At 74.4% G+C, this 21,092-nt stretch carries 19 protein-coding genes; 10 read left to right on the plus strand and 9 right to left on the minus strand.

Annotated elements, in window-relative coordinates:
* The first annotated feature begins 19 nt into the window (after positions 1 to 19).
* Positions 20 to 715 (plus strand): class I SAM-dependent DNA methyltransferase, encoded by a 696-nt coding sequence (locus tag FHR36_RS29720; RefSeq protein ID WP_253802172.1) that lies wholly within the window; start codon positions 20 to 22, stop codon positions 713 to 715.
* A gap of 18 nt (positions 716 to 733) precedes the next feature.
* On the opposite strand, the gene FHR36_RS29725 is transcribed toward FHR36_RS29720, so the two are convergent.
* Both FHR36_RS29725 and FHR36_RS29730 read right to left on the minus strand, forming a co-directional pair.
* Positions 734 to 1,228, minus strand: a complete 495-nt coding sequence (locus FHR36_RS29725) for an NUDIX domain-containing protein (RefSeq protein WP_253802174.1) — start codon at positions 1,226 to 1,228, stop codon at positions 734 to 736.
* A gap of 64 nt (positions 1,229 to 1,292) precedes the next feature.
* Complete coding sequence (locus FHR36_RS29730) at positions 1,293 to 1,571, minus strand: hypothetical protein (protein WP_253802176.1); 279 nt, start codon at positions 1,569 to 1,571, stop codon at positions 1,293 to 1,295.
* Positions 1,572 to 1,732: 161 nt separating this feature from the next.
* On the opposite strand from FHR36_RS29730, the gene FHR36_RS40085 reads away from it, so the two are divergent.
* Positions 1,733 to 4,126 (plus strand): lysylphosphatidylglycerol synthase domain-containing protein, encoded by a 2,394-nt coding sequence (locus FHR36_RS40085; protein WP_253802177.1) that lies wholly within the window; start codon positions 1,733 to 1,735, stop codon positions 4,124 to 4,126.
* A 37-nt stretch (positions 4,127 to 4,163) separates the two neighbouring features.
* Here FHR36_RS40085 and FHR36_RS29740 read toward each other — a convergent pair whose 3' ends face one another.
* Both FHR36_RS29740 and FHR36_RS29745 read right to left on the minus strand, forming a co-directional pair.
* Complete coding sequence (locus FHR36_RS29740; RefSeq protein WP_253802179.1) at positions 4,164 to 4,388, minus strand: hypothetical protein; 225 nt, start codon at positions 4,386 to 4,388, stop codon at positions 4,164 to 4,166.
* A 61-nt stretch (positions 4,389 to 4,449) separates the two neighbouring features.
* A complete protein-coding gene (locus FHR36_RS29745) occupies positions 4,450 to 5,379 on the minus strand; it encodes an AraC family transcriptional regulator (RefSeq protein WP_253802181.1) in 930 nt (309 codons plus the stop codon).
* Between the two features lie 144 nt (positions 5,380 to 5,523).
* Between FHR36_RS29745 and FHR36_RS29750 the strand changes: the two genes are divergently transcribed.
* The gene (locus tag FHR36_RS29750; RefSeq protein ID WP_253802183.1) at positions 5,524 to 6,456 is read left to right on the plus strand and encodes an NADP-dependent oxidoreductase; all 933 of its coding nucleotides are present in this window, start codon (positions 5,524 to 5,526) and stop codon (positions 6,454 to 6,456) included.
* 133 nt (positions 6,457 to 6,589) lie between these two features.
* The gene (locus FHR36_RS29755) at positions 6,590 to 8,131 is read left to right on the plus strand and encodes an ATP-dependent DNA ligase (protein ID WP_253802185.1); all 1,542 of its coding nucleotides are present in this window, start codon (positions 6,590 to 6,592) and stop codon (positions 8,129 to 8,131) included.
* Positions 8,132 to 8,153: 22 nt separating this feature from the next.
* Here the strand turns inward: FHR36_RS29755 and FHR36_RS29760 are convergent, their stop codons facing one another.
* From FHR36_RS29760 to FHR36_RS29780, 5 genes are read right to left on the minus strand one after another with little or no spacing between them, the layout of a single operon-like run.
* On the minus strand, positions 8,154 to 8,732 hold the full coding sequence (locus tag FHR36_RS29760) for a GNAT family N-acetyltransferase (protein ID WP_253802188.1): 579 nt from the start codon (positions 8,730 to 8,732) through the stop codon (positions 8,154 to 8,156).
* A complete protein-coding gene (locus FHR36_RS29765; protein ID WP_253802190.1) occupies positions 8,716 to 10,764 on the minus strand; it encodes a penicillin acylase family protein in 2,049 nt (682 codons plus the stop codon). The genes FHR36_RS29760 and FHR36_RS29765 overlap by 17 nt, the downstream gene beginning before the upstream one ends.
* Complete coding sequence (locus FHR36_RS29770) at positions 10,761 to 11,567, minus strand: ABC transporter ATP-binding protein (RefSeq protein ID WP_253802192.1); 807 nt, start codon at positions 11,565 to 11,567, stop codon at positions 10,761 to 10,763. Before FHR36_RS29770 ends, FHR36_RS29765 begins: the two co-directional genes overlap by 4 nt.
* Positions 11,568 to 11,617: 50 nt before the next feature.
* On the minus strand, positions 11,618 to 12,643 hold the full coding sequence (locus FHR36_RS29775) for a FecCD family ABC transporter permease (RefSeq protein ID WP_253802194.1): 1,026 nt from the start codon (positions 12,641 to 12,643) through the stop codon (positions 11,618 to 11,620).
* A complete protein-coding gene (locus tag FHR36_RS29780) occupies positions 12,640 to 13,683 on the minus strand; it encodes a FecCD family ABC transporter permease (RefSeq protein WP_301330878.1) in 1,044 nt (347 codons plus the stop codon). Before FHR36_RS29780 ends, FHR36_RS29775 begins: the two co-directional genes overlap by 4 nt.
* Before the next feature lie 107 nt (positions 13,684 to 13,790).
* Between FHR36_RS29780 and FHR36_RS29785 the strand changes: the two genes are divergently transcribed.
* The 6 genes from FHR36_RS29785 to FHR36_RS29810 all read left to right on the plus strand — a co-directional run bounded on the left by FHR36_RS29785 (position 13,791) and on the right by FHR36_RS29810 (position 21,041).
* Entirely contained in the window at positions 13,791 to 14,828 is a 1,038-nt protein-coding gene (locus FHR36_RS29785) for an ABC transporter substrate-binding protein (RefSeq protein WP_253802196.1), read from the plus strand.
* A complete protein-coding gene (locus FHR36_RS29790) occupies positions 14,825 to 15,694 on the plus strand; it encodes a siderophore-interacting protein (RefSeq protein WP_253802198.1) in 870 nt (289 codons plus the stop codon). Before FHR36_RS29785 ends, FHR36_RS29790 begins: the two co-directional genes overlap by 4 nt.
* A 151-nt stretch (positions 15,695 to 15,845) precedes the next feature.
* Positions 15,846 to 17,351: a pyridoxal phosphate-dependent decarboxylase family protein gene (locus FHR36_RS29795; RefSeq protein WP_253802201.1), complete on the plus strand. Its 1,506-nt coding sequence runs from the start codon at positions 15,846 to 15,848 to the stop codon at positions 17,349 to 17,351.
* Positions 17,352 to 17,362: 11 nt separating this feature from the next.
* Positions 17,363 to 18,655, plus strand: coding sequence for a lysine N(6)-hydroxylase/L-ornithine N(5)-oxygenase family protein (locus tag FHR36_RS29800; protein WP_253802203.1), 1,293 nt, complete (start codon positions 17,363 to 17,365; stop codon positions 18,653 to 18,655).
* Entirely contained in the window at positions 18,652 to 19,257 is a 606-nt protein-coding gene (locus tag FHR36_RS29805; RefSeq protein WP_253802205.1) for a GNAT family N-acetyltransferase, read from the plus strand. The genes FHR36_RS29800 and FHR36_RS29805 overlap by 4 nt, the downstream gene beginning before the upstream one ends.
* Positions 19,254 to 21,041, plus strand: a complete 1,788-nt coding sequence (locus FHR36_RS29810) for an IucA/IucC family protein (protein ID WP_253802207.1) — start codon at positions 19,254 to 19,256, stop codon at positions 21,039 to 21,041. The genes FHR36_RS29805 and FHR36_RS29810 overlap by 4 nt, the downstream gene beginning before the upstream one ends.
* Positions 21,042 to 21,092 lie beyond the last annotated feature (51 nt).

Here is a 21,092-nt window from a genome sequence, read left to right on the forward strand (position 1 = left end):
TGCGCCGATACTCCGAACCATGGTTGATTTCGCGGATTTCGACACGCGCGGGTATCCGATGGTGGACGTCCGGACCGGCTACGCGCAGTGGGTGGAGAGCTACGAGCAGACCGTCGAGGACGCGATGGACCTCGCGGTGCTGGCCCGGCTCGCGGTGCCGGAGTGGGCGTCGGCCACCCGGGCGGCCGACCTCGGGTGCGGCACCGGGCGGACCGGCGCCTGGCTGCGCCGGCAGGGCGTGGCGGCGGTGGACGGGGTGGACCTCACCCCGCAGATGCTGGAGCGGGCCCGGGCCCGCGGCGCGCACGAGCGGCTGGTGGAGGGCGACCTGGCCGCCACCGGGCTGGACGGCGGGGCGTACGACCTGGCGGTCTCCTCGCTGGTGGACGAGCACCTGGCCGACCTCGGCCCGCTGTACCGGGAGGCGCACCGGCTGGTCCGGCCGGGCGGGCTGTTCGTGTCGGTCGGGCTGCACCCGTACTTCATCATGGCGGCCGGGATGCCGACCCACTTCGACGGGGCGGACGGCGCGCCGGTGGCCATCACCACCCACGTCCACCTGGTCAGCGACCACCTGGCGGCCGGTCTGGCGGCGGGGTGGCAGCTGGCCGAGATGCGGGAGGCGGTGGTGGACGACGCCTGGATCGCGCTGAAGCCGAAGTGGGAGCGCTACCGCAGCCACCCGGTCTCGTCGGCGTACGTCTGGCGCCGCTGACCGCCGGGACGGCGCCGGTCAGAAGCCGGAGTTGGGGGCGGTGACGATCCGGGTGCGGCCGTCCTCGCGGGCGGCGAGGGCGGCGGTGAGGCGCAGCGAGCGGGCCGGGCCGAGCAGGTCGAGGGCCTCGTCGACGGTGGCCCAGCGGTGGGCGTCGAGTTCGCCGGCCGGCAGGGTGATCGGGGTGTCGGCCGGGACGGTGCCCAGGTCGAAGAGGAAGTGGCAGGCGGGGTGGTCGAGTTCGCCGCTGGGGTGGGTCCAGGCGACGGCGAGCAGCTCGCCGGCCGCCTTGACGATGCCGGTCTCCTCCAGGAGTTCGCGCTCGGCGCACTGGCGGGGGTTCTCGCCGAGGTCGACGGTGCCGCCGACGAACTGCCAGTGCTCGCGGTACCCCGCCTTGACGATCAGCACCCGGCCCGCGGGGTCGTTGATCAGGCAGCCCGCGGCCGCGTACACGCGGTGCAGGGAGGCGAGCCACTCCTCGCGGGACTTGAACTCGGGCGCGTCGGTCACGGCACTCCTCGGGGCGGGGGTGGGAGCTGTCGGCCCCACTCTCCCACCCCCGCCCGGCGCACGGTCAGTGCGCCGAGTGCTTCTCCGCGCCCCGGTGGCGGTGGCCCGGGAGCTCCACGTGCGAGGCCGGGCCGCCGAGCGGCCCGCCGGTCATCGCGACCCGACGGCCGCCGTGGCTGAACTGTGCGTCGCCGAAGTACGGTCCGCTGCGGGCGGCGGCCGGGCCGTCCGTGTGCAGCTGCGGGGCGAGCGGGCCGGGGGTGGCGGCCATGGTGCGGCGTTCGAGGACTTCCTGCGTGCCCTGGCGGAGCTTGGTCATCTTGCCGGTCGATCGCTTGGTCATCATCGACCTCCCTTCGGTGCGGCATCCGTGCCGATATGCCCGGATATCACACCATATACACACCACCCTACCCGTGGCCCTTCCCGCCATCGGGCTCATCGGTGCCGGGCGACACCGGCCGAGGACCGTCCCGTCGCGGGGCCGGTGTGGGAGCATGCCGCGTGGCCACGGTGATACAAACCGAAGAATCCGATGCGGCATCCCGGAAGCGGCCCCGCCCGGACGACCGGCGGGTCCGCCACCCCGCCGCGCTCATCCGCCTGCTCGCCGGAGCCGGCGCGATCGGCGTGGTGCTGCTGCTCCCCCTCTTCGCCCGCGCCACCGCCGGCGGTCTGGACGCGGACATCACGCTCGGCGCCGAACTGCTCCCTTGGCCGCCGGTCAAGCTGACCGCCGCCCTGTGCGCGGCGGCGCTGCTGCTGGTACCGCTCACCACCGCCGTCCAGCGGGTGCTGCGCGGCGAGCGCCGGCGGGTCACCGACGGCGTCCTCGCCGCGGTCATCGCGTACGGGCTGTCGCTCGGCCTCGACCTGCTGGTCGGCGGGATGGCGGCGCTCACCCACGACTCCCCCGCCGGCCACGGCCGCACCGACCCGGTCTACGGCCACCTCGCCCCGGTGCTCGCCTTCATGACCGCCGTCGGCGCCACCGGCGTACGCCGCAGCCGTACCGTCCTGGCCACCGCCCTCGCGCTGTCCGGGATATCCGGCCTGGTCACCGGGTACGCCACGCCGCTCTCCGTGCTGCTCGCGCTGCTGGTCGGCTGGACCGCCGCGCACGCCACCTGCTACACCGTCGGCGAACCGTTCTCCCGCCCCACCGAGCGTCAGATCCTGCTCTCCCTCGCCCAGTCCGGCGTCCGGCCGGTGAGCGTCCACCCCGCCGGACCCGGCCGCTACCTGGCCACCCAGCGCGGCGACCGGCCCGACCTGGACGTCCGCCTGCTCGACCGGGAGGCCCAGGCCAACGGACTGCTCTGGCACCTGTGGCTGTCCCTGCGGCTGCGCACCGCCCCGCGCCCGTTCGGCCTGCGCCCGCTGCGCGCCGGGCTGGAGCACCAGGCGCTGCTGGCGTACGCGGCCAGCGCCGCCGGCGCCCGGACCCGCACGCCCGTCGCGGTCGCCGAACTCGGCTCGGAAGCCGCCCTGGTGGCCTACCGCCACCTGGTCGCGCGGCCGCTCGGGGAGCTCACCGGGCAGGAGCTCACCGACGAGGTGCTGGCCGACGCCTGGCGGCAGCTCGCCCTGCTCCAGCGCCGGCGGATCGCCCACCGCGCCCTCGACCCGCAGGCCGTCCTGGTGGACGGCGACGGCGCGGTCCACCTGGTCGACCTGGCCGAGGGCGAGATCGCCGCGAGCGACCTGCTGCTGCGGCTCGACGTCGCCGGGCTGCTCACCGTGCTCGCCCTGCACGCCGGCGCCGAACGGGCGGTGGCTGCCGCGATGACCGTCCTCGGCCCCGGCCCGGTCGGCTCAGCCCTGCCGCTGCTCCAACCGATCGCTCTCCCCCGCGCCACCCGGGCCGCCCTGAAACTCCGCCCCGACCTGCCCGCCCAGCTGCGCGCCGAGGCACAGCGGCACCTGCCGCAGGCCCCGTCCGAACCGCTCCGGCTGGAGCGGCTGCGCCCGCGCACCCTGGTCACCGTCGGCGCCGGCATGCTCGCCGGGTACCTGCTGCTGCAGACGCTGTTCAGCGCCGAGCGCAACCCGTTCGCGGTGCTCGCCGAGGCCGACCCGGGCTGGCTCGCGGCCGCCGTCGCGGCCGCCGTCGCCAGCCACTTGGCGGCCACCCTGGGATTCGTCGGCTTCGTCCCGGAGCGGCTCTCGTTCCGGTCGGCGCTGGCCGCCCAGGTCGCCGGAGGCTTCGTCAAACTGGTCTCCCCCGGCGGCGTCGGCGGCGTGGCGCTCAACACCCGCTTCCTGCAGTGCGCCGGCATCCCCACCGCCCAGGCGCTCTCCAGCGTCGGCGTCTCCCAGCTGCTCGGACTCGGCCTCCACCTGGTGCAGCTGGCCGTGTTCAGCTCGCTGCTCGGCCTCGGCATCGGCGCGCCGATGGACGAACTGCCCAGCGGCTGGGTGCTGGCCGTCGTCCTGGCCGGCTTCGGCGTCCTCCTGCTGTCGGTCGCCGCCGTCCCCTGGCTGCGCCGCCGGGTCCAGGCCCTGCTGCGGCCGCTGCGCGCCGAGGTGCTGCCCCGCCTGCTCGACCTGCTGCAGCAGCCCCGGAAGCTGGCCGCCGGCGTGGCCGGGCAACTGCTGGTCTCGATGGCCTTCGTGGTCTGCCTGTACTGCTGCGCCCGCGCGATCGGGACCAGGCCCGCGTTCTCCGGGGTCGCGGTCACCTTCCTGGCCGGCAACGCGGCCGGCTCCGCCGTCCCGAGCCCGGGCGGGGCCGGCATGGTCGAATACCTGCTGACCGACCTGCTGGCGGGGGCGGGCCCGATGGACAAGTCCACCGCGTTCGCGGCGGTGGTGCTGTTCCGGCTGCTGGTCTTCCTGCTTCCGGTGCTGCCCGGCTGGGCGGCGTTCGCCTGGCTGCAGCGGCGCAAGGCGCTCTGAGGCTCCTCCCCTGGCGACCTGACGGCGCCGGAGGCGGCTACTCCCGGTAGTCCTCGTCGTCGAGGGAGACCTCACGCGTCTGCTCGACCGCGTCGCCGTCGTCCGCGTCGTCGGCGCCCAGGGCACGGCGTTGCCGCAGCACCTCGAGGTCGTCGAGCTCGTGCTCGACCACCTCGCGCTGCTCGTCCTCCGGCTCCATCTCCACCGGCGACTCCTCGTCGACGTCCTCGGGGAACTCCGGGTTCTCAGGAATCAGGCGCATGCCGTCAGTATCCGCCGCCGCAGCCGTCGGCGCGTGCTGTACCGGCAACCGGACCGCCCGTTCAGGCGCTCGGCGCCAGCCTCCGGTACTGCCCCGGCGGTACACCGTGCGAGCGTTTGAACGCCTTCGCGAACGCGAACTCCGACCCGTAGCCGACCCGGCCGCCGACCACCCCGATCGGCGTGTCGGACTGCCGCAGCAGCCTCGCCGCCGTGGTCATCCGCCACCGGGTCAGGTACGCCAGCGGCGGCTCGCCCACCAGCGCCGTGAACCGCCGGGCGAACGCCGCCCGGGACAGCCCCACCCGCCCGCCCAGCTCCTCCACCGTCCAGGCGTGACCCGGATCGGCGTGGATCGCCTCCAGCGCCGGAACGATCGCCGGATCGGTCAGCGCCGCCGCCCACCCGGCCGTCGCCCCCGCCGGCTGCTCGTCGTACCACGCCCGCAGGATGTAGAGGAACAGCAGGTCGATCAGCTCCGCCACGATCCCGTCCGACCCCGGCCGCGGCCGGTCCAGCTCGGCGCCCAACAGCTCGATCGCCGCCCGCAGCGCCGGGTGCCGGCCGTGCCGCGCCGACAGGTGGATCACCTCCGGCAGGCCGCCGACCAGCGGGTGCGGACGGGTCTGGTCCAGGTGGTACGAGCCGCACAGCAGCGTGGTCAGCGCGCCCGGACCGTCCACCACGAAACGGCCCAGCGGCGACCCGGCCCCGTCCACCGCCGGCTCCGGGTGGAAGTCCACCACCGCGGAGGACGGGTCGTCGGTCATCACATGCGCTGCGCCGCTGCGCAGGAACACCAGGTCGCCCGCCGCCAGCGCGGTGGTGGTGCCGTCCGGCGCGACCAGCCAGCAGGAGCCCGCCATCACGATGTGGAACCCGGCGCCGGCCCGCTCGTGGAAGCGCAGCCCCCACGGCGCCCGGCAGTCCGTGCGGGCCGCCCGGGCGCGGTCGGTGCGGACGGAGGCCACCGCCTCGGTGAGGATGTCCATACGGACAGGCTAGCCCGACCTTCCGCTTGATCGCGAGACGATCGGACAGGAAATCGAGCGCATCGGCCATTCATCGTCTCGCCGCACGCTCCTAACGTTGGGGTCGGCAAGCAGACGATCACCAACGAACGATGGAGAACAGCGATGCGCGCGATCACCCAGCGGTCCCTCGGCGGCCCGTCCGTGCTGGAGAGCGTCGAACTGGAGCGGCCCGAGCCGATGGTCACCGAGGTGCTGGTGCGGGTCCACGCCGCGTCGGTCAACCCCGTCGACACCTACGTCCGGGCCGGCATGATGCCGCTGCTCGGCCGGCCCCCGTTCGTCCTCGGCTGGGACGTCTCCGGCGTCGTCGAAGCGGTGGCACCCGGCGTCAACCGCTTCCGCGTCGGCGACGAGGTGTACGGCATGCCCGCCTTCCCGCGCGCCGCCGGCGCCTACGCCGAGTACGTCACCGCCCCCGCCCGCCAGCTCAGCCGCAAGCCCGCCGGCCTCAGCCACGCCGAAGCCGCCGCCCTCCCCCTCGCCGGGCTCACCGCCTGGCAGGGCCTGGTCGACGGCGCCGGCCTGCAGGCCGGCCAGCGCGTCCTGGTCCACGGCGCCGGCGGCGGCGTCGGCCACCTCGCCGTCCAGATCGCCAAGGCCCGCGGCGCCGAGGTGTACGCCACCGCCGGCGCCGACAAGCACGACTTCCTGCGCGAACTGGGCGCGGACCACCTGATCGACCACCGGACCACCGACTTCACCGCCGGGCTGACCGACCTGGACGTCGTCCTCGACCCGATCGGCGGGGACGTCGCGGACCGGTCGTTGACCGTGCTGCGAGAGGGTGGGGCGCTGGTCACCCTGGTGCAGAGCTCCGACCGGGAGTTCGCGGAGCGGGTCGCGGCGGCCGGACTCCGCTTCGTCCCCACCGTCGTCGAGCCGGACCACGTCGGACTGGAGGCGCTCACCGAACTGGTCGAGGCGGGGCTGCTGCGACCGCACGTCGAGCAGGAGCTGCCGCTGGCGGAGGCGGCGAAGGCGCATGAGCTGATCGAGGGGCGGCGGACCAAGGGCAAGATCGTGCTCACTGTTTGACGCGAACCACTGGGGGCGCGGGGAACTGCGCGACCGGCCGACAGCTGAGGTAGAGCGATGGCTGGTCGCGCAGTTCCCCGCGCCCCCAGGAACTCGCGCTGCATGGTGGCGGGTCAGCGGTGAGGATGGGGACGTGAAGCTGGCGGAGTTGGCGCGGGTGTCGGGGGAGGTCGGTGCGGCGGCGGCGCGGTCGGAGAAGGTCGCGCTGCTGGCGGGGCTGTTCCGGCGGACCGAGCCGGCGGAGGCGCCGGTGGTGATCACGTACCTGGCGGGACGGCTGCCGCAGCGACGGATCGGGGTGGGGTGGCAGACCCTGCGGGAGCGGCCGGGTCCGGCGGCGGAGCCGAGTCTCGGGGTGCTGGAGGTGGACGCGGCGCTGAGCCGGATCGCCGCCGTGTCCGGTGCCGGGTCGCAGGGCGAACGACGCCGGCTGGTCGGCGCGTTGATGGCGGCCGCGACGGCGGAGGAGCAGCGCTTCCTGCTGGGGCTGATCGCCGGGGAGCTGCGCCAGGGGGCGCTGGACGCGCTGGCGGTGGAGGCGTTGGCGGTGGTCTGCGGGGTGCCGGCCGAGGAGGTGCGGCGGGCGTTGATGCTGTCCGGTTCGCTGGGCGGGCTGGCGCAGCGCCTGCTGGCCGAGGGGCCGGACGTGCTGGGCGAGTTCCGGCTGACGGTGGGGCGGCCGGTGCTGCCGATGCTGGCGCAGACGGCCAAGGACGTGGACGAGGCGGTGGACCGGCTCGGGCCGTGCGCGGTGGAGGAGAAGCTGGACGGCATCCGGATCCAGGCCCATCGGGACGGCGAGCTGGTGCGGGTCTACACCCGGACGCTGGCGGAGATCACCGAGCGGCTGCCGGAGGTGGTCCGGGTGGTGCGGGAGCTGCCGGTCGGGCAGGTGGTGCTGGACGGCGAGGTGCTGGCGCTGGACGCGCAGGGGCTGCCCCGGCCGTTCCAGCAGACGGCCGGCCGGGTCGGGTCGGGCGTCGAGGCGGTCGGGGTGAACGCCGAACTCCCGCTCTCTCCGGTCTTCTTCGACCTGCTCGCGGTGGACGGCACCGATCTGCTGGACCGTCCGGCCGCCGAGCGGCACGCCGAACTGGCCCGGCTGGTACCGGAGTCGGCGCGGGTGAAGCGGCTGGTGGTGGCCGCGCCGGACGAGCCGGGCGCGCGGGCGGCGGCCCGGGAGTTCGCCGCGACGGCGATCGGCGCGCACCGGCACGAGGGCGTGGTGGTCAAGGGCCTGGACGCCCCGTACAGCGCCGGGCGGCGGGGGTCGTCCTGGCTGAAGGTGAAGCCGGTGCACACCCTCGACCTGGTGGTGCTGGCCGCCGAGTGGGGGCACGGGCGGCGGACCGGCACGCTCTCCAACCTGCACCTGGGGGCGCGCCGGGCCGACGGCGGCTTCGCCATGCTGGGCAAGACGTTCAAGGGGCTGACGGACGCGCTGCTGGCGTGGCAGACCGGTCGGCTCCGGGAGCTGGCGGTACGGGAGGAGCCGTGGGGCGTGGTGGCGCGGCCCGAGCTGGTGGTGGAGATCGCCTTCGACGGGGTGCAGCGCTCCTCGCGCTACCCGGACGGGGTGACCCTGCGGTTCGCCCGGGTGGTCCGCTACCGGGAGGACAAGACCGCCGCGGAGGCGGACACCCTGGAGACGGTACGGGCGCTGCTGCCCGGCTGAACCCGCGCGACGGGGAAGCAGGTCACAGCCGGGCCAGGAGGCCGGCGGCGGCCTCGCGGCGGAGGAAGACCAGGCGGGCGCGCTTCTCCGGCTTGTCGATCTCGGGGCCGAGTTCGAAGCCGCTGTGCAGCAGGCGGGCGACCGCCTTGTCGTTGCGGGCGTCGGGTTCGGCCACGAGTCGGCGGTGGGCGGGGTCGGTGAGGACGAAGTCGACGAAGACGGCGACCAGCGCCTCGGTGAAGCCGTGCTCGGCGCCGTCGGCGGCGGGTCCGACCAGCAGGTGGACGCCGTGGTCGCCGTCCTGGACGGGGTAGCAGTCGCCGACCGGGTCGTGCTCGGGCCGGTAGGTCTGGAACAGCGCGACCGGGGTGCCGTCGCGCAGGACCAGGAAGGCGTGGTGGGTGGTGAGCGAGTCGACGTACTCGTAGATCTCGCGGACGTCCTCGCGGCTGTGGTCGAGCATGCCCCAGTACCGGGCGCGTTCCTGGGTGACCCAGCCGTGCAGCAGGTCGGCGTCGCCGGCCGGGTCGAGCGGGCGGATCCGGACCTCGCCGAAGCCGGGGACGGCGCGGCGGTACACGGTGCTATCGGGCGTGGTCATCGTGCTCCTCGGTGAGGCGGTTCCAGTCGGTGGTGACGGGCGCCAGTTCGCCGGCCAGCCACAGCGGCAGCTGGTCGCGGCGGTGCGGGTGCCCGGGGAGGCCGGAGGCGCCGAACGGGACGATCCAGCGGCTGTCCTCGCGGCGGGCGAGGTCCCAGACGTAGCGGGCGGCGGGTCCGCGGGCGCTGAGGTCGGTGAGGCCGGGGATGCTGGAGGTGGACAGCACGCAGTCGTGGTCGCCGCCCAGCGCGGGCCGCTCCTCGTCCTCGGGCAGCGCCTGCCAGGGGGCGAGCCGGTGGGTCTCGCCCCAGCTGCCGGGCAGGTCGGCGGCGGCGACCTGTTCGACCGCGGCCCGGACCAGGGCGGGCCGGTCGATCGCGGGCAGCCGGGTGGTGGTGAGCAGCCCCTCCAGCGCGTACCCGACCCGGGGCAGCAGGGCCTGCCAGGGCAGGAACACCGCCGGGCAGGACGGGGGTTCGGCGAGCGGGGCGAGGGCGGGGTGGGCGGCCAGCGCCCGGACCAGCGCGGACCGGACGGCGGCGAAGGCGGCGGCGCCGGCGGAGTCGGCGGCCATCCGGCGGTCCCAGCCGAGCAGCCGCTCGCGCAGGGCGGCGGCGGGCGGGGTCAGCCCGCCCAGGTCGGCCACCAGGTCGAGCAGGGCGACGGCCGGGGCGAGGTGGGTGTCGGTGTGGACGGCGGCCAGGTCGGCGGCGGACCAGTGCGGGCGGGCGTCGAGCAGCTCGGCGATCCGCTCGGCCCGGTGCGGGGCGCAGAACTCGACGCCGAGCGGGGCGGCGAGGCCGCGCTGGTTGGCCATCACGGCGCGGCCGTCGACCTCGGCGCGGGGCATCGGCAGCCAGCCCTGCCAGGTGTACGCGGCGTCCCAACCGGGCACCGGGCCGCGGCCGTTGGCGCGGTGGCGGCGCGGTACGGCGCCGGCCACCCGGTGCAGCAGGCCGCCCCGGGTGTCGGCGGCGTGCACCACGTTGACCGGTTCGGCCCAGTGGTCGAGGGCGCGGTCGACGTCCTCGACGGTGCGGGCGCGCAGCAGGGCGGGCAGGGCGGCGAAGCCGAGGTCGTGGCGGACCCGCGGCGGGTGGCGCAGGCTGATCGCCTCGGGGTCGTCGGGGCCGCCGATCAGCACCGGGCCGCGGTCGGTCTCGATCACTTCGACGGCGACGGGCCCGCCGCCGGCCACCTCGACGGTCTCGGTGTGGACGTGGGCCGGCCGCCAGCCGTCCGGGCCGAGCGCCTCGACGCCGTCGGCGGTGCGGCGCAGCCGCTCCCGGTAGAGGTCCTGGTAGTCGGCCATGGCGTTGGTGATGGCCCAGGCGACGTCGCCGGTGTGGCCGAAGTGGGCGATGCCGGGGACGCCGGGGACGGCGAGGCCGACGACGTCGTACTCGGGGCAGGCGAGGCGGATCTGCTGGTAGACGCCGGGCGACTCGATGAAGCGATGCGGGTCGCCGGCGATCAGGGCGGCGCCGGTGGTGGTCCGCGAGCCGGCGAGCAGCCAGCCGTTGGAGCCGGAGCTGCCGGGGCCGTCGGTGGCGAACAGCTCGATGGCGTCGTCGCCGAGGGTGCGGGCGACGCGTTCGCGCCAGAGCTTGGCGGGGAAGCCGGCAAAGAGCAGGTGGTGGGAGAGCCAGACGGCCAGCGGGGTCCATGGCTCCCACCGGCCGGGGGCCAGGCCGGTGGCGGCGAACTCGGGGGCCCGGTGGGCGGTGTCGGCGAGTGCGGCGTTGACGCCGTCGACGTACGCCCGGACCCAGGCGGCGGTGGCGTCGTCGAGGGCGGCGAAGCAGAGCCGGGCGGTGTCGTCGAGGCGGACCCGGCGAACGAGGACGTCCCAGTCGAGCGCCTCGGGGCCGAGGAAGGCGGCCGAGCTGCCCCGGGCGCGGTGGCGCTCGACCTCCAGCTGCCAGGCCCGGTCGGCGGCGGCGTTGCGGCCCTGGGCGTGGGCGAGTTCGAGCGGGCCGTCCGCGCGCAGGTGGGGGATGCCCCAGGCGTCCCGGTAGACCCGGTGGCTCATCGGCGGACCGCCGTGCGGGCGGCCGGGACGACCAGCGGGGTGCCGGTCTCCGGGTCGTCGATCACCCGGCAGGGCAGCCGGAAGACCTCCTCGACCAGCTCGGCGGTGACGATCTCGGCCGGCGGTCCGGCGGCGACCACCCGGCCGTCGCGCATGGCGATCAGGTGGGTGGCGTACCGGGCGGCGTGGTTGAGGTCGTGCAGGACGGCGACCAGGGTGCGGCCGTTCTCCTCGTGGAGGCGGGCGCACAGGTCGAGGACCTCGATCTGGTGGGCGATGTCGAGGTAGGTGGTGGGCTCGTCGAGGAGCAGCAGCGGGGTCTGCTGGGCGAGCGCCATGGCGATCCAGACGCGCTGGCGCTGGCCGCCGGAGAGTTCGTCGACGGCGCGGTCGGCGAGGGCGTCGACGCCGGTGGCGGCCATCGACTCGGCGACCACCCGCTCGTCCTCGGGCGACCACTGGCGCAGCAGGCCCTGGTGCGGGTAGCGGCCGCGGGCGACCAGGTCGGCGACGGTGATGCCGTCGGGGGCGACCGAGGACTGCGGCAGCAGGCCGAGGGTGCGGGCCACCTGCTTGGCGGGGATGTCGGCGATCGAGCGCCCGTCCAGCAGGACGGTGCCGGCGGCCGGCTTCAGGGTGCGGGCGAGGGCGCGCAGCAGGGTGGACTTGCCGCAGGCGTTGGGTCCGACCACCACGGTGAAGGAGCGGTCGGGGATCTCCACGGTGAGGTGCTCGGCGATGGTCCGCCGCTCGTACGCGAGGGTGAGGTCGCGGCCGGCCAGCCGCGCTCCGCCGTCCGCCATGGTCGGTACTCCGTTCCGGGGGGTCGTCACAGTCGGGTTCCGGGGGGTCGTCACAGTCGGCCCGCCCGCCGTTCGGTGGCCAGCAGCCCGATCAGGTAGCCGCCGCCGAGCACGCCGGTGACCACGCCGACCGGCAGCGGGTGACCGGTGAACAGGCGCTGGGCGGCGAAGTCGGCGGTGACCAGCAGGGCGGCGCCGGTGCACATCGAGGCGAGCAGGTTGGGGCCGGGGGCCCGGGTGAGGCGCCGGGCGACCTGCGGCGCGGTGAGCGCGACGAAGGAGACCGGTCCGGCGGCGGCCGCGGCCAGCGAGGCCAGCAGGACGGCCGAGGCGAGCAGGGTCAGCCGCAGCCGTTCGGGGCGGACGCCGAGGCCGCTCGCCGCGTCGTCGCCCATCTCCAGCAGCACCAGGGCGCGGCTGCCGCCGAGCAGCACCACGGGGGCGAGCACGGCGAGGGCGGTCAGCAGCGGGAGGGCGTCGGCCCAGCCGCGGCCGTCCAGGCTGCCGGTGAGCCAGAGCAGGGCCCGGGCGGCGTCCATCAGCTGGGCGCGGGTGAGCAGGTAGCCGTTGACGCCGGTGAGGACGGCGGCCGTACCGATGCCGACCATGACCAGCCGGCTGCCGTGCACCCCCTGCCGCCAGGCCAGCGCGTAGATCGCGGCGCCGGTGGCCACGCCGCCGGCCAGCGCGCCGCCGGCCAGCGCCAGGCTGCTGCCGCCGGCCACCACGACCAGCAGGGCGCCGCTCGCCGCGCCCTGGGTGAAGCCGAGGATGTCGGGGCTGCCCAGCGGGTTGCGGACCAGCGACTGGAACAGCCCGCCGGACAGCCCCAGCGCGGCGCCGACCAGCAGGGCGGTGACCAGGCGGGGCAGCCGCAGCTGGTTGACGATGAAGTCCTCGGCCGGGGTGCCGCCGCCGAACAGGGTGCGCAGCACGTCCGCCGGGCTCATCGGGAAGTCGCCGCTGCCGAGCGCCCACAGGCCGACGGCGAGGGCCGACAACAGGCAGGCCGCGCCGGCGGCGAGGGCGCGCGGGCGGTAGCGCAGGGAGCGGTCGCCGAGGCGGATCACGGTCATGCGCGGGCCCTCCCCCGGCGGGCGACGTACAGGAACAGCGGGCCGCCGGCGACCGCGGTGACGATGCCGACCTGCAGCTCGCCGGGGCGGCCGAGCAGGCGGCCGAGCACGTCGGCGCCCAGCAGCAGGACCGGCGCGAGCACCGCGCAGTACGGGAACAGCCAGCGCAGGTCGGGCCCGGTGAGGGCGCGGACCAGGTGCGGCACCATCAGGCCGACGAAGACGATCGGGCCGCACGCGGCGGTGGCGGCGCCGCACAGCAGGGTGACGGCCAGGATGGCGGCCGCCCGGGTGGCGGCGGGTCGGGCGCCGAGGGCGCGGGCCGAGTCGTCGCCGAGGGCCAGCGCGTTCAGCGGGCGGGCCAGGGCGAGGGCCAGCAGCAGGCCGGTCGCGACGAACGGCAGCACCGCGAGGACAGTGCCGCGCTGCGCGGAGGCGAGCGAGCCGACGGTCCAGAAGCGCATCCGCTCCAGCGAGGCGGCGTCGAGCAGCATCACCGCGCTGACGAAGGAGTAGAGCGTGGCGTTGAGCGCGGAGCCGGCCAGCGCGAGCCGGGCCGGGGTGGCGCCGCGGCCGCCGCCGACCGCGTAGACCAGCACGGCGACGACGGCGGCGCCGGCCAGCGCGAACCACACGTAGCCGTCGAAGGCGGTGACGCCGAGCAGGCCGGCCGCGGTGGCGACGGCGGCGGAGGCGCCGGCGTTGATGCCGAGCAGGCCGGGGTCGGCCAGCGGGTTGCGGGTCAGCGCCTGCATCACCGCGCCGGCCAGGCCGAGGGCGGTGCCGACGAGCAGGCCGAGCAGGGTGCGCGGCAGCCGCATCTCGTGGACCACGGTCCAAGTCGGGGCGGCGGGGTCGGTGAGGCCCTGCCAGACCTCGGTGAAGGAGAGCGCCCGGGCGCCGAAGCCGATGCTGAGCGCCAGCACGGCGCAGAGCAGCAGGGCCGCGGCGGCCAGCCCGGCGGCCCGGGCGGTGGCTCGGGCCGCCGGACGGACGGAGGTCGAACTCTCGGGGATCGTCGGGGAGTTGGTGACGGACAAGGGATGCTCCGGTGTTCCCGAGGAGTGAGCGAGACACCCCCTGGACAAGAACTTAGGTTAGGTTAACCTATCTTCCGATCCGTCAACACCGCGAGAGAGACACCGCCATGCCCATGCCCAGAACCGCCCCGTTCTCCCGTCGCGGCCTGCTGGCCGCCGGCGGCGCCACCGCCGTCGGAGCCCTGCTCGCCGCCTGCGGCAGCAAGGGCGGGTCGGGCTCGGGCGAGGCCAAGGCAGGAGCCCCCGCCGGACCGTGGACCTTCACCGACGACCGCAGGAAGGACGTCACCGCCAGGACCGTCCCGGCCCGGGTGGTCGCCTTCACCGGCACCGCCGCCGCCCTGGTCGACTTCGGCCTGGACCGGCAGATCGTCGGCGTCTTCGGCGAGACCAAGGGCGCCGACGGCAAGCCCGACCCGCAGGCCGGCGACCTGAACGTCGACAAGGTCGAGATCCTCGGCAACGCCTGGGGCGAGTTCTCGGTGGAGAAGTACGCCGCCGTCCGCCCCGAGCTGCTGGTCACCCACATGTACGAGCCGGACGCCCTCTGGTACGTGCCGGACGAGTCCAAGGACAAGATCCTCCAGCTCGCCCCGAGCGTGGCGATCAGCACCGGCCGGGTGCCGCTGACCCAGCCGATCGAGCGCTACGCCAAGCTGGCCGAGTCACTCGGCGCCGACCCCAGGGCCAAGAAGGTCACCGACGCCAAGGCCCGCTTCGAGGCCGCCGCCGAGCAGCTGCGCCAGGCCGCCAAGGCGGCCGGCGGGATCAGGGTGATGGCCTGCTCCGGCAGCGCCGACCTGTTCTACGTCTCCAACCCGAAGGTCGCCACCGACCTGCTGTACTTCGCCGAGCTCGGCGTGCAGTTCGTGATGCCGGACAAGCTCGACGCCGGCGACTACTTCGAGTCGCTGAGCTGGGAGAACGCCGGCAAGTACGGCGCCGACCTGCTGCTGCTGGACAAGCGCTCCACGGCGCTGCAGCCGAAGGACCTGGCCGCCAAGCCGGCCTGGGGCCAGCTGGCGGCGGTCAAGGCCGGGCAGATCACCCCATGGGACGCCGTGCCCCGGTTCTCGTACGCGGGCGCCGCCCCGCTGCTGGAGAACCTGGCCAAGGCGGTCCAGGGCGCGAAGAAGGTCTCATGAGCGAGGAAGTGGTCGACATCGCCGCGCAGTTCGGGTTCTTCGAGGCGCAGGTGGTACGTGCCGTCCGGCTCGGGCCGACGATGGTGCGGGTCACCCTGGGCGGCGAGCAGCTGGCGGGCTTCGCCAGTGGCGGGCGGGACCAGAGCTTCTCGCTCTTCCTGCCGCACCCCGGCCAGCCGGCGCCGGTGCTGCCGATCGAGGCGGGCGAGGGCTGGTTCGCCGAGTGGCGGGCGCTGCCGGCCGAGGTCCGGGCGGTGATGCGCTCGTACACCGTCCGCGCGCAGCGGCCGGAACTCCGCGAGCTGGACGTGGACTTCGCGCTGCACGGCACCGAGCCGGGCGCGGCTGCGGCGGCCGGACCCGCGGCCCGCTGGGCGGCCGTCGCGGGGCCGGGCGACCGGGTGATCCTGCTCGGGCCGCGGCTCGCCGAGAACCGCAGCGTGGGCTTCCGGCCGCCCGCGGGCACCGAGTGGATGCTGCTGGCCGCCGACGAGACGGCGCTGCCCGCGGTCGGCGGGATCCTGGACGGGCTGCCGGACGACGCCCGGGCCCGGGTCTGGATCGAGGTCCCGCACGCCGAGGACATCCAGGACCTGGCGGCTGGCCCCGAGGTGGAGATCACCTGGCTGATCCGCGAGGCCGGGCAGCCCTCACCGCTGCTCGAGCGCCTGCGTGCGGCCGATCTGCCGGACGGGACGCCGTACGCCTGGATCGCCGGCGAGTCCGGCGCGGTGAGGGCGCTGCGCCGGCACCTGGTGGGCGAGCGCGGCTTCGACCGCCGGGCGGTCACGTTCTCCGGCTACTGGCGGCGCGGGGCCTCCGAGGAGCAGCTCCGCGAGGAGGCGCTGGCCGCGGCCGGCGCCTGACCCGCACCAACGCACAGGCCCACACCCGCACAGGCCCACACCCGAGGAGGCCCGCCCCCGCACGAGCTGGGGCGGGCCTTCGCATGTGCGCAGAAGTTAGGTTAGGCTAACCTCACTAAATCAACTCGTCCGCGACCGTTGAGGACTGACGATGACTTTCCCGGACCCTGCCGCCGGAGCTCGCGCGCACCTGTTCAACGACCGGACGCTGGAGAGCTACCGGCACTCGCTGGCCGCCGGGATCGACCGGGTCTCCGCCCGGATCGCCACCACCGGGCCGTTCAGCGGGATCACCCCGGACGAGCTCGGCCCGGAGATATCCCGGATCGACCTGGACCGCCCGCTCGCCGACCCCGCCGCCGCCCTGGACGAGCTGGAGGAGGTCTACCTCCGCGACGCCGTCTACTTCCACCACCCGCGCTACCTCGCCCACCTCAACTGCCCGGTGGTCATCCCCGCCCTGCTCGGCGAGGCGGTGCTGACCGCGGTCAACTCCTCGCTGGACACCTGGGACCAGAGCGCCGGCGGCACCCTGATCGAGCGCCGGCTGATCGACTGGACCGCCGAGCGGATCGGCCTCGGCCCGGACGCCGACGGCGTGTTCACCAGCGGCGGCTCGCAGTCCAACTTCCAGGCCCTGCTGCTCGCCCGCGAGGAGGCGCTGGCCGCCGCCGCGCCGCTCCCCCGGCACGAGGTGCTGCCGAGACTGCGGGTGATCGCCTCCCGGGCCGGGCACTTCAGCGTCCAGAAGTCCGCCAAGATGCTCGGCCTCTCCCCCGACGCGGTGATCACCGTCGAGACCGACCAGAGCCGCCGGATGAAGCCCGCGGTGCTCGCCCGTGAGCTGGAGCGCTGCCGCCGCGAGGGCCTGCCGGTGCTGGCCGTGGTCGCCACCGCCGGCACCACCGACTTCGGCTCCATCGACCCGCTTCCCGAGATCGCCGCCGCGTGCGCGGCCGCCGGGGTGTGGCTGCACGTGGACGCCGCGTACGGCTGCGGCCTGCTCGCCTCACGCCGGCGCCGCCACCTGCTGGACGGCATCGAGCGGGCCGACTCGGTCACCGTGGACTACCACAAGTCCTTCTTCCAGCCGGTCTCCTCCAGCGCCCTGCTGGTCCGCGACGGCGCCGTACTGCGGCACGCCACCTACCACGCGGACTACCTCAACCCGGCCCGGATGGCCGAGCGGCGGATCCCCAACCAGGTGGACAAGTCCGTCCAGACCACCCGGCGGTTCGACGCCCTCAAGCTCTGGCTCACCCTGCGGGTGATGGGCGCGGACGCCGTCGGCGAGCTCTTCGACGAGGTCGTCGACCGCGCCGCCGCGGCGTACGAACTGCTGGCCGAGGACCCGCGGTTCGAGGTGGTCACCCGCTCGCAGCTGTCCACCGTGGTCTTCCGCTACCTGCCGACCGGCCCCGGCCGCGCGTTCGCCGACGACGCCAACCTGTACGCCCGCGAGGCGCTGGCCGCCTCCGGCGCGGCCGTGGTGGCGGGCACCAAGGTCGACGGGCACCACTTCCTCAAGTTCACCCTGCTCAACCCGGAGACCACGCTGGACGACATCGCCCACGTCCTCGACCTGATCGCCGGGCACGCCGCCGGCCACGTCGACCGGAAGACCGCCGCCCAGGAACTCTGCCGCGCCGCCGGCTGAAGGGACCCCCGATGACCACCCACGACTTCGTCGCCGTCGGCCTCGGGCCGTACAACCTGGGCCTGGCCTGCCTCACCGCGCCGCTGGAGGAGCTGGACGGGATCTTCCTGGAGAGCCGCTCCGAGTTCGACTGGCACCCCGGGATGCTGCTCGACTTCGCCACCCTGCAGACGCCGTTCATGGCCGACCTGGTCACCCTGGCCGACCCCACCTCGCCGTACTCCTTCCTCAACTACCTGAAGGAGGTCGGCCGGCTGTACCCGTTCTACATCCGCGAGATGTTCTACCCGGTCCGCGCGGAGTACAACGAGTACTGCCGCTGGGCCGCCGCCAAACTGCCGAACGTCCGCTTCGGGCACCGGGTCTCGCTGGTCGAGTACGACGAGCGCGCGGAGCTGTACACGGTCACCTCCGAGGTCGGCGGCGAGACCGTCCGCCACCGCGCCCGGCACCTGGTGCTCGGCACCGGCACCCCGCCGTACCTGCCCGAGGTCTGCCGCGGCCTCGGCGGCGACCTGCTGCACAACTCCGGCTACCTGGCGGGCAAGGCCGCGCTGCAGGCCAAGGAGTCGATCACCGTGGTGGGCAGCGGCCAGAGCGCCGCCGAGATCTACTACGACCTGCTGGCCGAGACCGAGGTGCACGGCTACCGGCTGAACTGGGTGACCCGCTCACCGCGGTTCTTCCCGCTGGAGTACACCAAGCTCACCCTGGAAATGACCTCGCCGGAGTACGTGGACTACTTCCACGCCCTGCCCGAGCACACCCGCTACCGGCTGGAGGCCGAGCAGAAGGGCCTGTTCAAGGGCATCGACGCCGACCTGATCAACTCCATCTTCGACCTGCTCTACCAGAAGAGCGTCAAGGGCCCGGTGCCCACCAGGCTGTTCACCAACTCCGAGCTGCGCAGCGCCTCCTGGGACGAGGTGAGCGGCCGCTACACGCTCGGGCTGCACCACGCCGAGCAGGACCGCGGCTACCGGCTGGACACCGAGGGCCTGGTGCTGGCCACCGGCTACCGCTACCGGACGCCCGCGTTCCTGGCGCCGGTGCGCGACCGGATCCGCTGGGACGGGCACGGCCGCTTCGACCTGGCCCGGAACTACTCGATCGACGTCACCGGACGCGGGATCTTCCTGCAGAACGGCGGCACCCACACCCACAGCATCACCTCGCCGGACCTGGGCATGGGCCCGTACCGCAACTCCTGGATCATCCGGGAGCTGCTCGGCCGAGAGGTCTACCCGATCGAGAAGGCCATCGCCTTCCAGGAGTTCGGCGCACCGGAGGGCCTGGTCGCATGAGCGAGTTCCGCGAGTCCCCCGAGTCCCGCGAGTTCCGTGATTTCCGCCTGGCGGTCGAGGGCGTCGGCGAGCTGGCCGTCCGCCCGCTGGACCCGGACGCCGACGCCGCGCTGCTGCACGGCTGGGTGACCCACCCCAAGGCGGTGTTCTGGCTGATGCAGGACGCCTCGGTGGAGCAGGTCGCCGCCGAGTACCGCTCGATCGTCGAACACCCGCACCACGACGCCTTCCTGGGCCTGCACGACGGCCGGCCCGCCTTCCTGGTCGAGCGCTACGACCCGGCCCGGGTCGAGCTGGTCGGCCTGTACGAGGCCCGCCCGGGGGACGTCGGCATGCACTTCCTGTGCGCGCCCAGCGACAGGCCGGTGCACGGCTTCACCCGGGCGGTGATCACCGCCGTGATGGCCTTCCTGTTCACCGACCCGGCCGTCCGCCGGGTGGTGGTGGAGCCGGACCTGCGCAACGCCGCCGTCCACGCGCTCAACGCCGCCGTCGGCTTCGAGCCGGCCGGACCGATCGCAAAACCCGAGAAGGAGGCGCTGCTGAGCTTCTGCACCCGCGAGCAGTTCGCCGCCGCCACCGCCCCTGGAGCCTCGCAGTGACCCCCTCGACCGCCGTCGCCCACCTCACCCCCGAGCTGTGGGCCCGTGCCAACCGCCACCTGGTCCGCAAGGCCCTGGCCGAGTTCTCCCACGAGCGGCTGCTGACGCCCGAGCCGCTGGCCGACGGCCGGTACGCGGTGCGCAGCGACGACGGCGCGGTGGAGTACCGGTTCACCGCCCGGCTGCGCGCGCTGGACCATTGGCAGATCGACGCCGACTCGCTCACCCTGCACCGGGGCGCCGAGGAGTTGCCGCTGGACGCGGTGGACCTCCTGATCGAGCTGCGCGGCTCGCTGGGCCTGTCCGACGAGGTGCTGCCGGTGTACCTGGAAGAGATCTCGGCCACCCTGGCCGGATCCGCGGACAAGCTCTCCCGTCCGCAGCCGGCCGCGGCCGAGCTCGCCAAGGCCGACTTCCAGACCATCGAGGCCGGGATGACCGAGGGCCATCCGGGCTTCGTCGCCAACAACGGCCGGATCGGCTTCGGCGTCGACGACCACCACCGGTACGCGCCGGAGGCCGCGGCCGACGTCCGGCTGGTCTGGCTGGCCGCCCACCGCGACCACTCCACCTTCACCTCCTGCTCGGACCTCGACTACCAGACGCTGGTGCACGAGGAGTTGGGCGAGGAGCAGCTGGACCGCTTCGCCGAGGCGATGGCCGCGCTCGGCCTCGACCTCGCCGCGTACCACCTCTTCCCGGTGCACCCCTGGCAGTGGTGGAACAAGCTGTCGGTGACCTTCGCCGGGGAGCTGGCCACCCGCCGCCTGGTCTGCCTGGGCGAGGGCGCCGACTCCTACCGGGCGCAGCAGTCGATCCGGACCTTCTTCAACGTCTCCGACCCGTCGAAGCACTACGTGAAGACCGCCATCTCGGTGCTCAACATGGGCTTCATGCGCGGCCTGTCGGCGGCGTACATGGAGGCCACCCCGGCGATCAACGACTGGCTGGCCCGGCTGATCGCCGGCGATCCGGTGCTGCGGGCGACCGGGCTGACGATCATCCGCGAGCACGCGGCGATCGGCTACCGGCACCGGCAGTTCGAGGCGGCCACCGACCGGTACTCGCCGTACCGGAAGATGCTGGCCGCGCTCTGGCGGGAGAGCCCGGTGCCCGCGCTGGAGCCGGGCGAGCGACTGGCCACCATGGCCTCGCTGCTGCACCTCGACGCCGAGGGCAACGCGCTGGCCGCGGCGCTGATCGAGCAGTCCGGGCTTACGCCCGAGGTGTGGCTGCGGCGCTACCTGGACGCCTACCTGACCCCGCTGCTGCACAGCTTCTACGCCTACGACCTGGCCTTCATGCCGCACGGCGAGAACACCATCCTGGTGCTGGACGGTTCGGGCGCGGTGGTGCGGGCGGTCTTCAAGGACATCGCCGAGGAGATCGTGGTGATGGACCCGGTGGCGGTGCTGCCGCCGGAGGTGCAACGGGTGCGGGCGGACGTGCCGGACGACATGAAGCTGCTGTCGATCTTCACCGATGTCTTCGACTGCTTCTTCCGCTACCTGAACGCGATCCTGGCCGAGGCCGGGGTGCTGAGCGAGGAGGCGTTCTGGCGGACCGTTGCGGCGTGCGTGCGCGACTACCGCGACTCGGTGCCGCACCTGGCGGAGAAGTTCGAGCGCTTCGACCCGTTCGCCGAGGAGTTCGCGCTGTCCTGCCTCAACCGGCTGCAGCTGCGGAACAACCGTCAGATGGTCGACCTGGCCGATCCGTCGGCGGCGCTGCAGCTGGTCGGCACGCTGCGCAACCCGATCGCGGGGATGGGAGCTGCGGAATAGTCGCTCTTGCGAATAGTTTGCAATAGTGTGGGTCGGGCGTGATCATCACCG

This window comes from Kitasatospora cinereorecta, assembly GCF_024172095.1.
In the GTDB taxonomy this organism is placed as follows: domain Bacteria; phylum Actinomycetota; class Actinomycetes; order Streptomycetales; family Streptomycetaceae; genus Kitasatospora; species Kitasatospora cinereorecta.

Bases quoted from the DNA above. Each gene is read 5' to 3' on its own strand.
- FHR36_RS29765 (WP_253802190.1), bottom strand. From the start codon at position 10,764: ATGAGCCACCGGGTCTACCGGGACGCCTGGGGCATCCCCCACCTGCGC.
- FHR36_RS29785 (WP_253802196.1), top strand. From the start codon at position 13,791: ATGCCCATGCCCAGAACCGCCCCGTTCTCCCGTCGCGGCCTGCTGGCC.
- FHR36_RS29760 (WP_253802188.1), bottom strand. From the start codon at position 8,732: ATGACCACGCCCGATAGCACCGTGTACCGCCGCGCCGTCCCCGGCTTC.
- FHR36_RS29790 (WP_253802198.1), top strand. From the start codon at position 14,825: ATGAGCGAGGAAGTGGTCGACATCGCCGCGCAGTTCGGGTTCTTCGAG.
- FHR36_RS29775 (WP_253802194.1), bottom strand. From the start codon at position 12,643: ATGACCGTGATCCGCCTCGGCGACCGCTCCCTGCGCTACCGCCCGCGC.
- FHR36_RS29740 (WP_253802179.1), bottom strand. From the start codon at position 4,388: ATGCGCCTGATTCCTGAGAACCCGGAGTTCCCCGAGGACGTCGACGAG.
- FHR36_RS29730 (WP_253802176.1), bottom strand. From the start codon at position 1,571: ATGACCAAGCGATCGACCGGCAAGATGACCAAGCTCCGCCAGGGCACG.
- FHR36_RS29750 (WP_253802183.1), top strand. From the start codon at position 5,524: ATGCGCGCGATCACCCAGCGGTCCCTCGGCGGCCCGTCCGTGCTGGAG.
- FHR36_RS29800 (WP_253802203.1), top strand. From the start codon at position 17,363: ATGACCACCCACGACTTCGTCGCCGTCGGCCTCGGGCCGTACAACCTG.
- FHR36_RS29720 (WP_253802172.1), top strand. From the start codon at position 20: ATGGTTGATTTCGCGGATTTCGACACGCGCGGGTATCCGATGGTGGAC.
- FHR36_RS29795 (WP_253802201.1), top strand. From the start codon at position 15,846: ATGACTTTCCCGGACCCTGCCGCCGGAGCTCGCGCGCACCTGTTCAAC.
- FHR36_RS29770 (WP_253802192.1), bottom strand. From the start codon at position 11,567: ATGGCGGACGGCGGAGCGCGGCTGGCCGGCCGCGACCTCACCCTCGCG.
- FHR36_RS29805 (WP_253802205.1), top strand. From the start codon at position 18,652: ATGAGCGAGTTCCGCGAGTCCCCCGAGTCCCGCGAGTTCCGTGATTTC.
- FHR36_RS29745 (WP_253802181.1), bottom strand. From the start codon at position 5,379: ATGGACATCCTCACCGAGGCGGTGGCCTCCGTCCGCACCGACCGCGCC.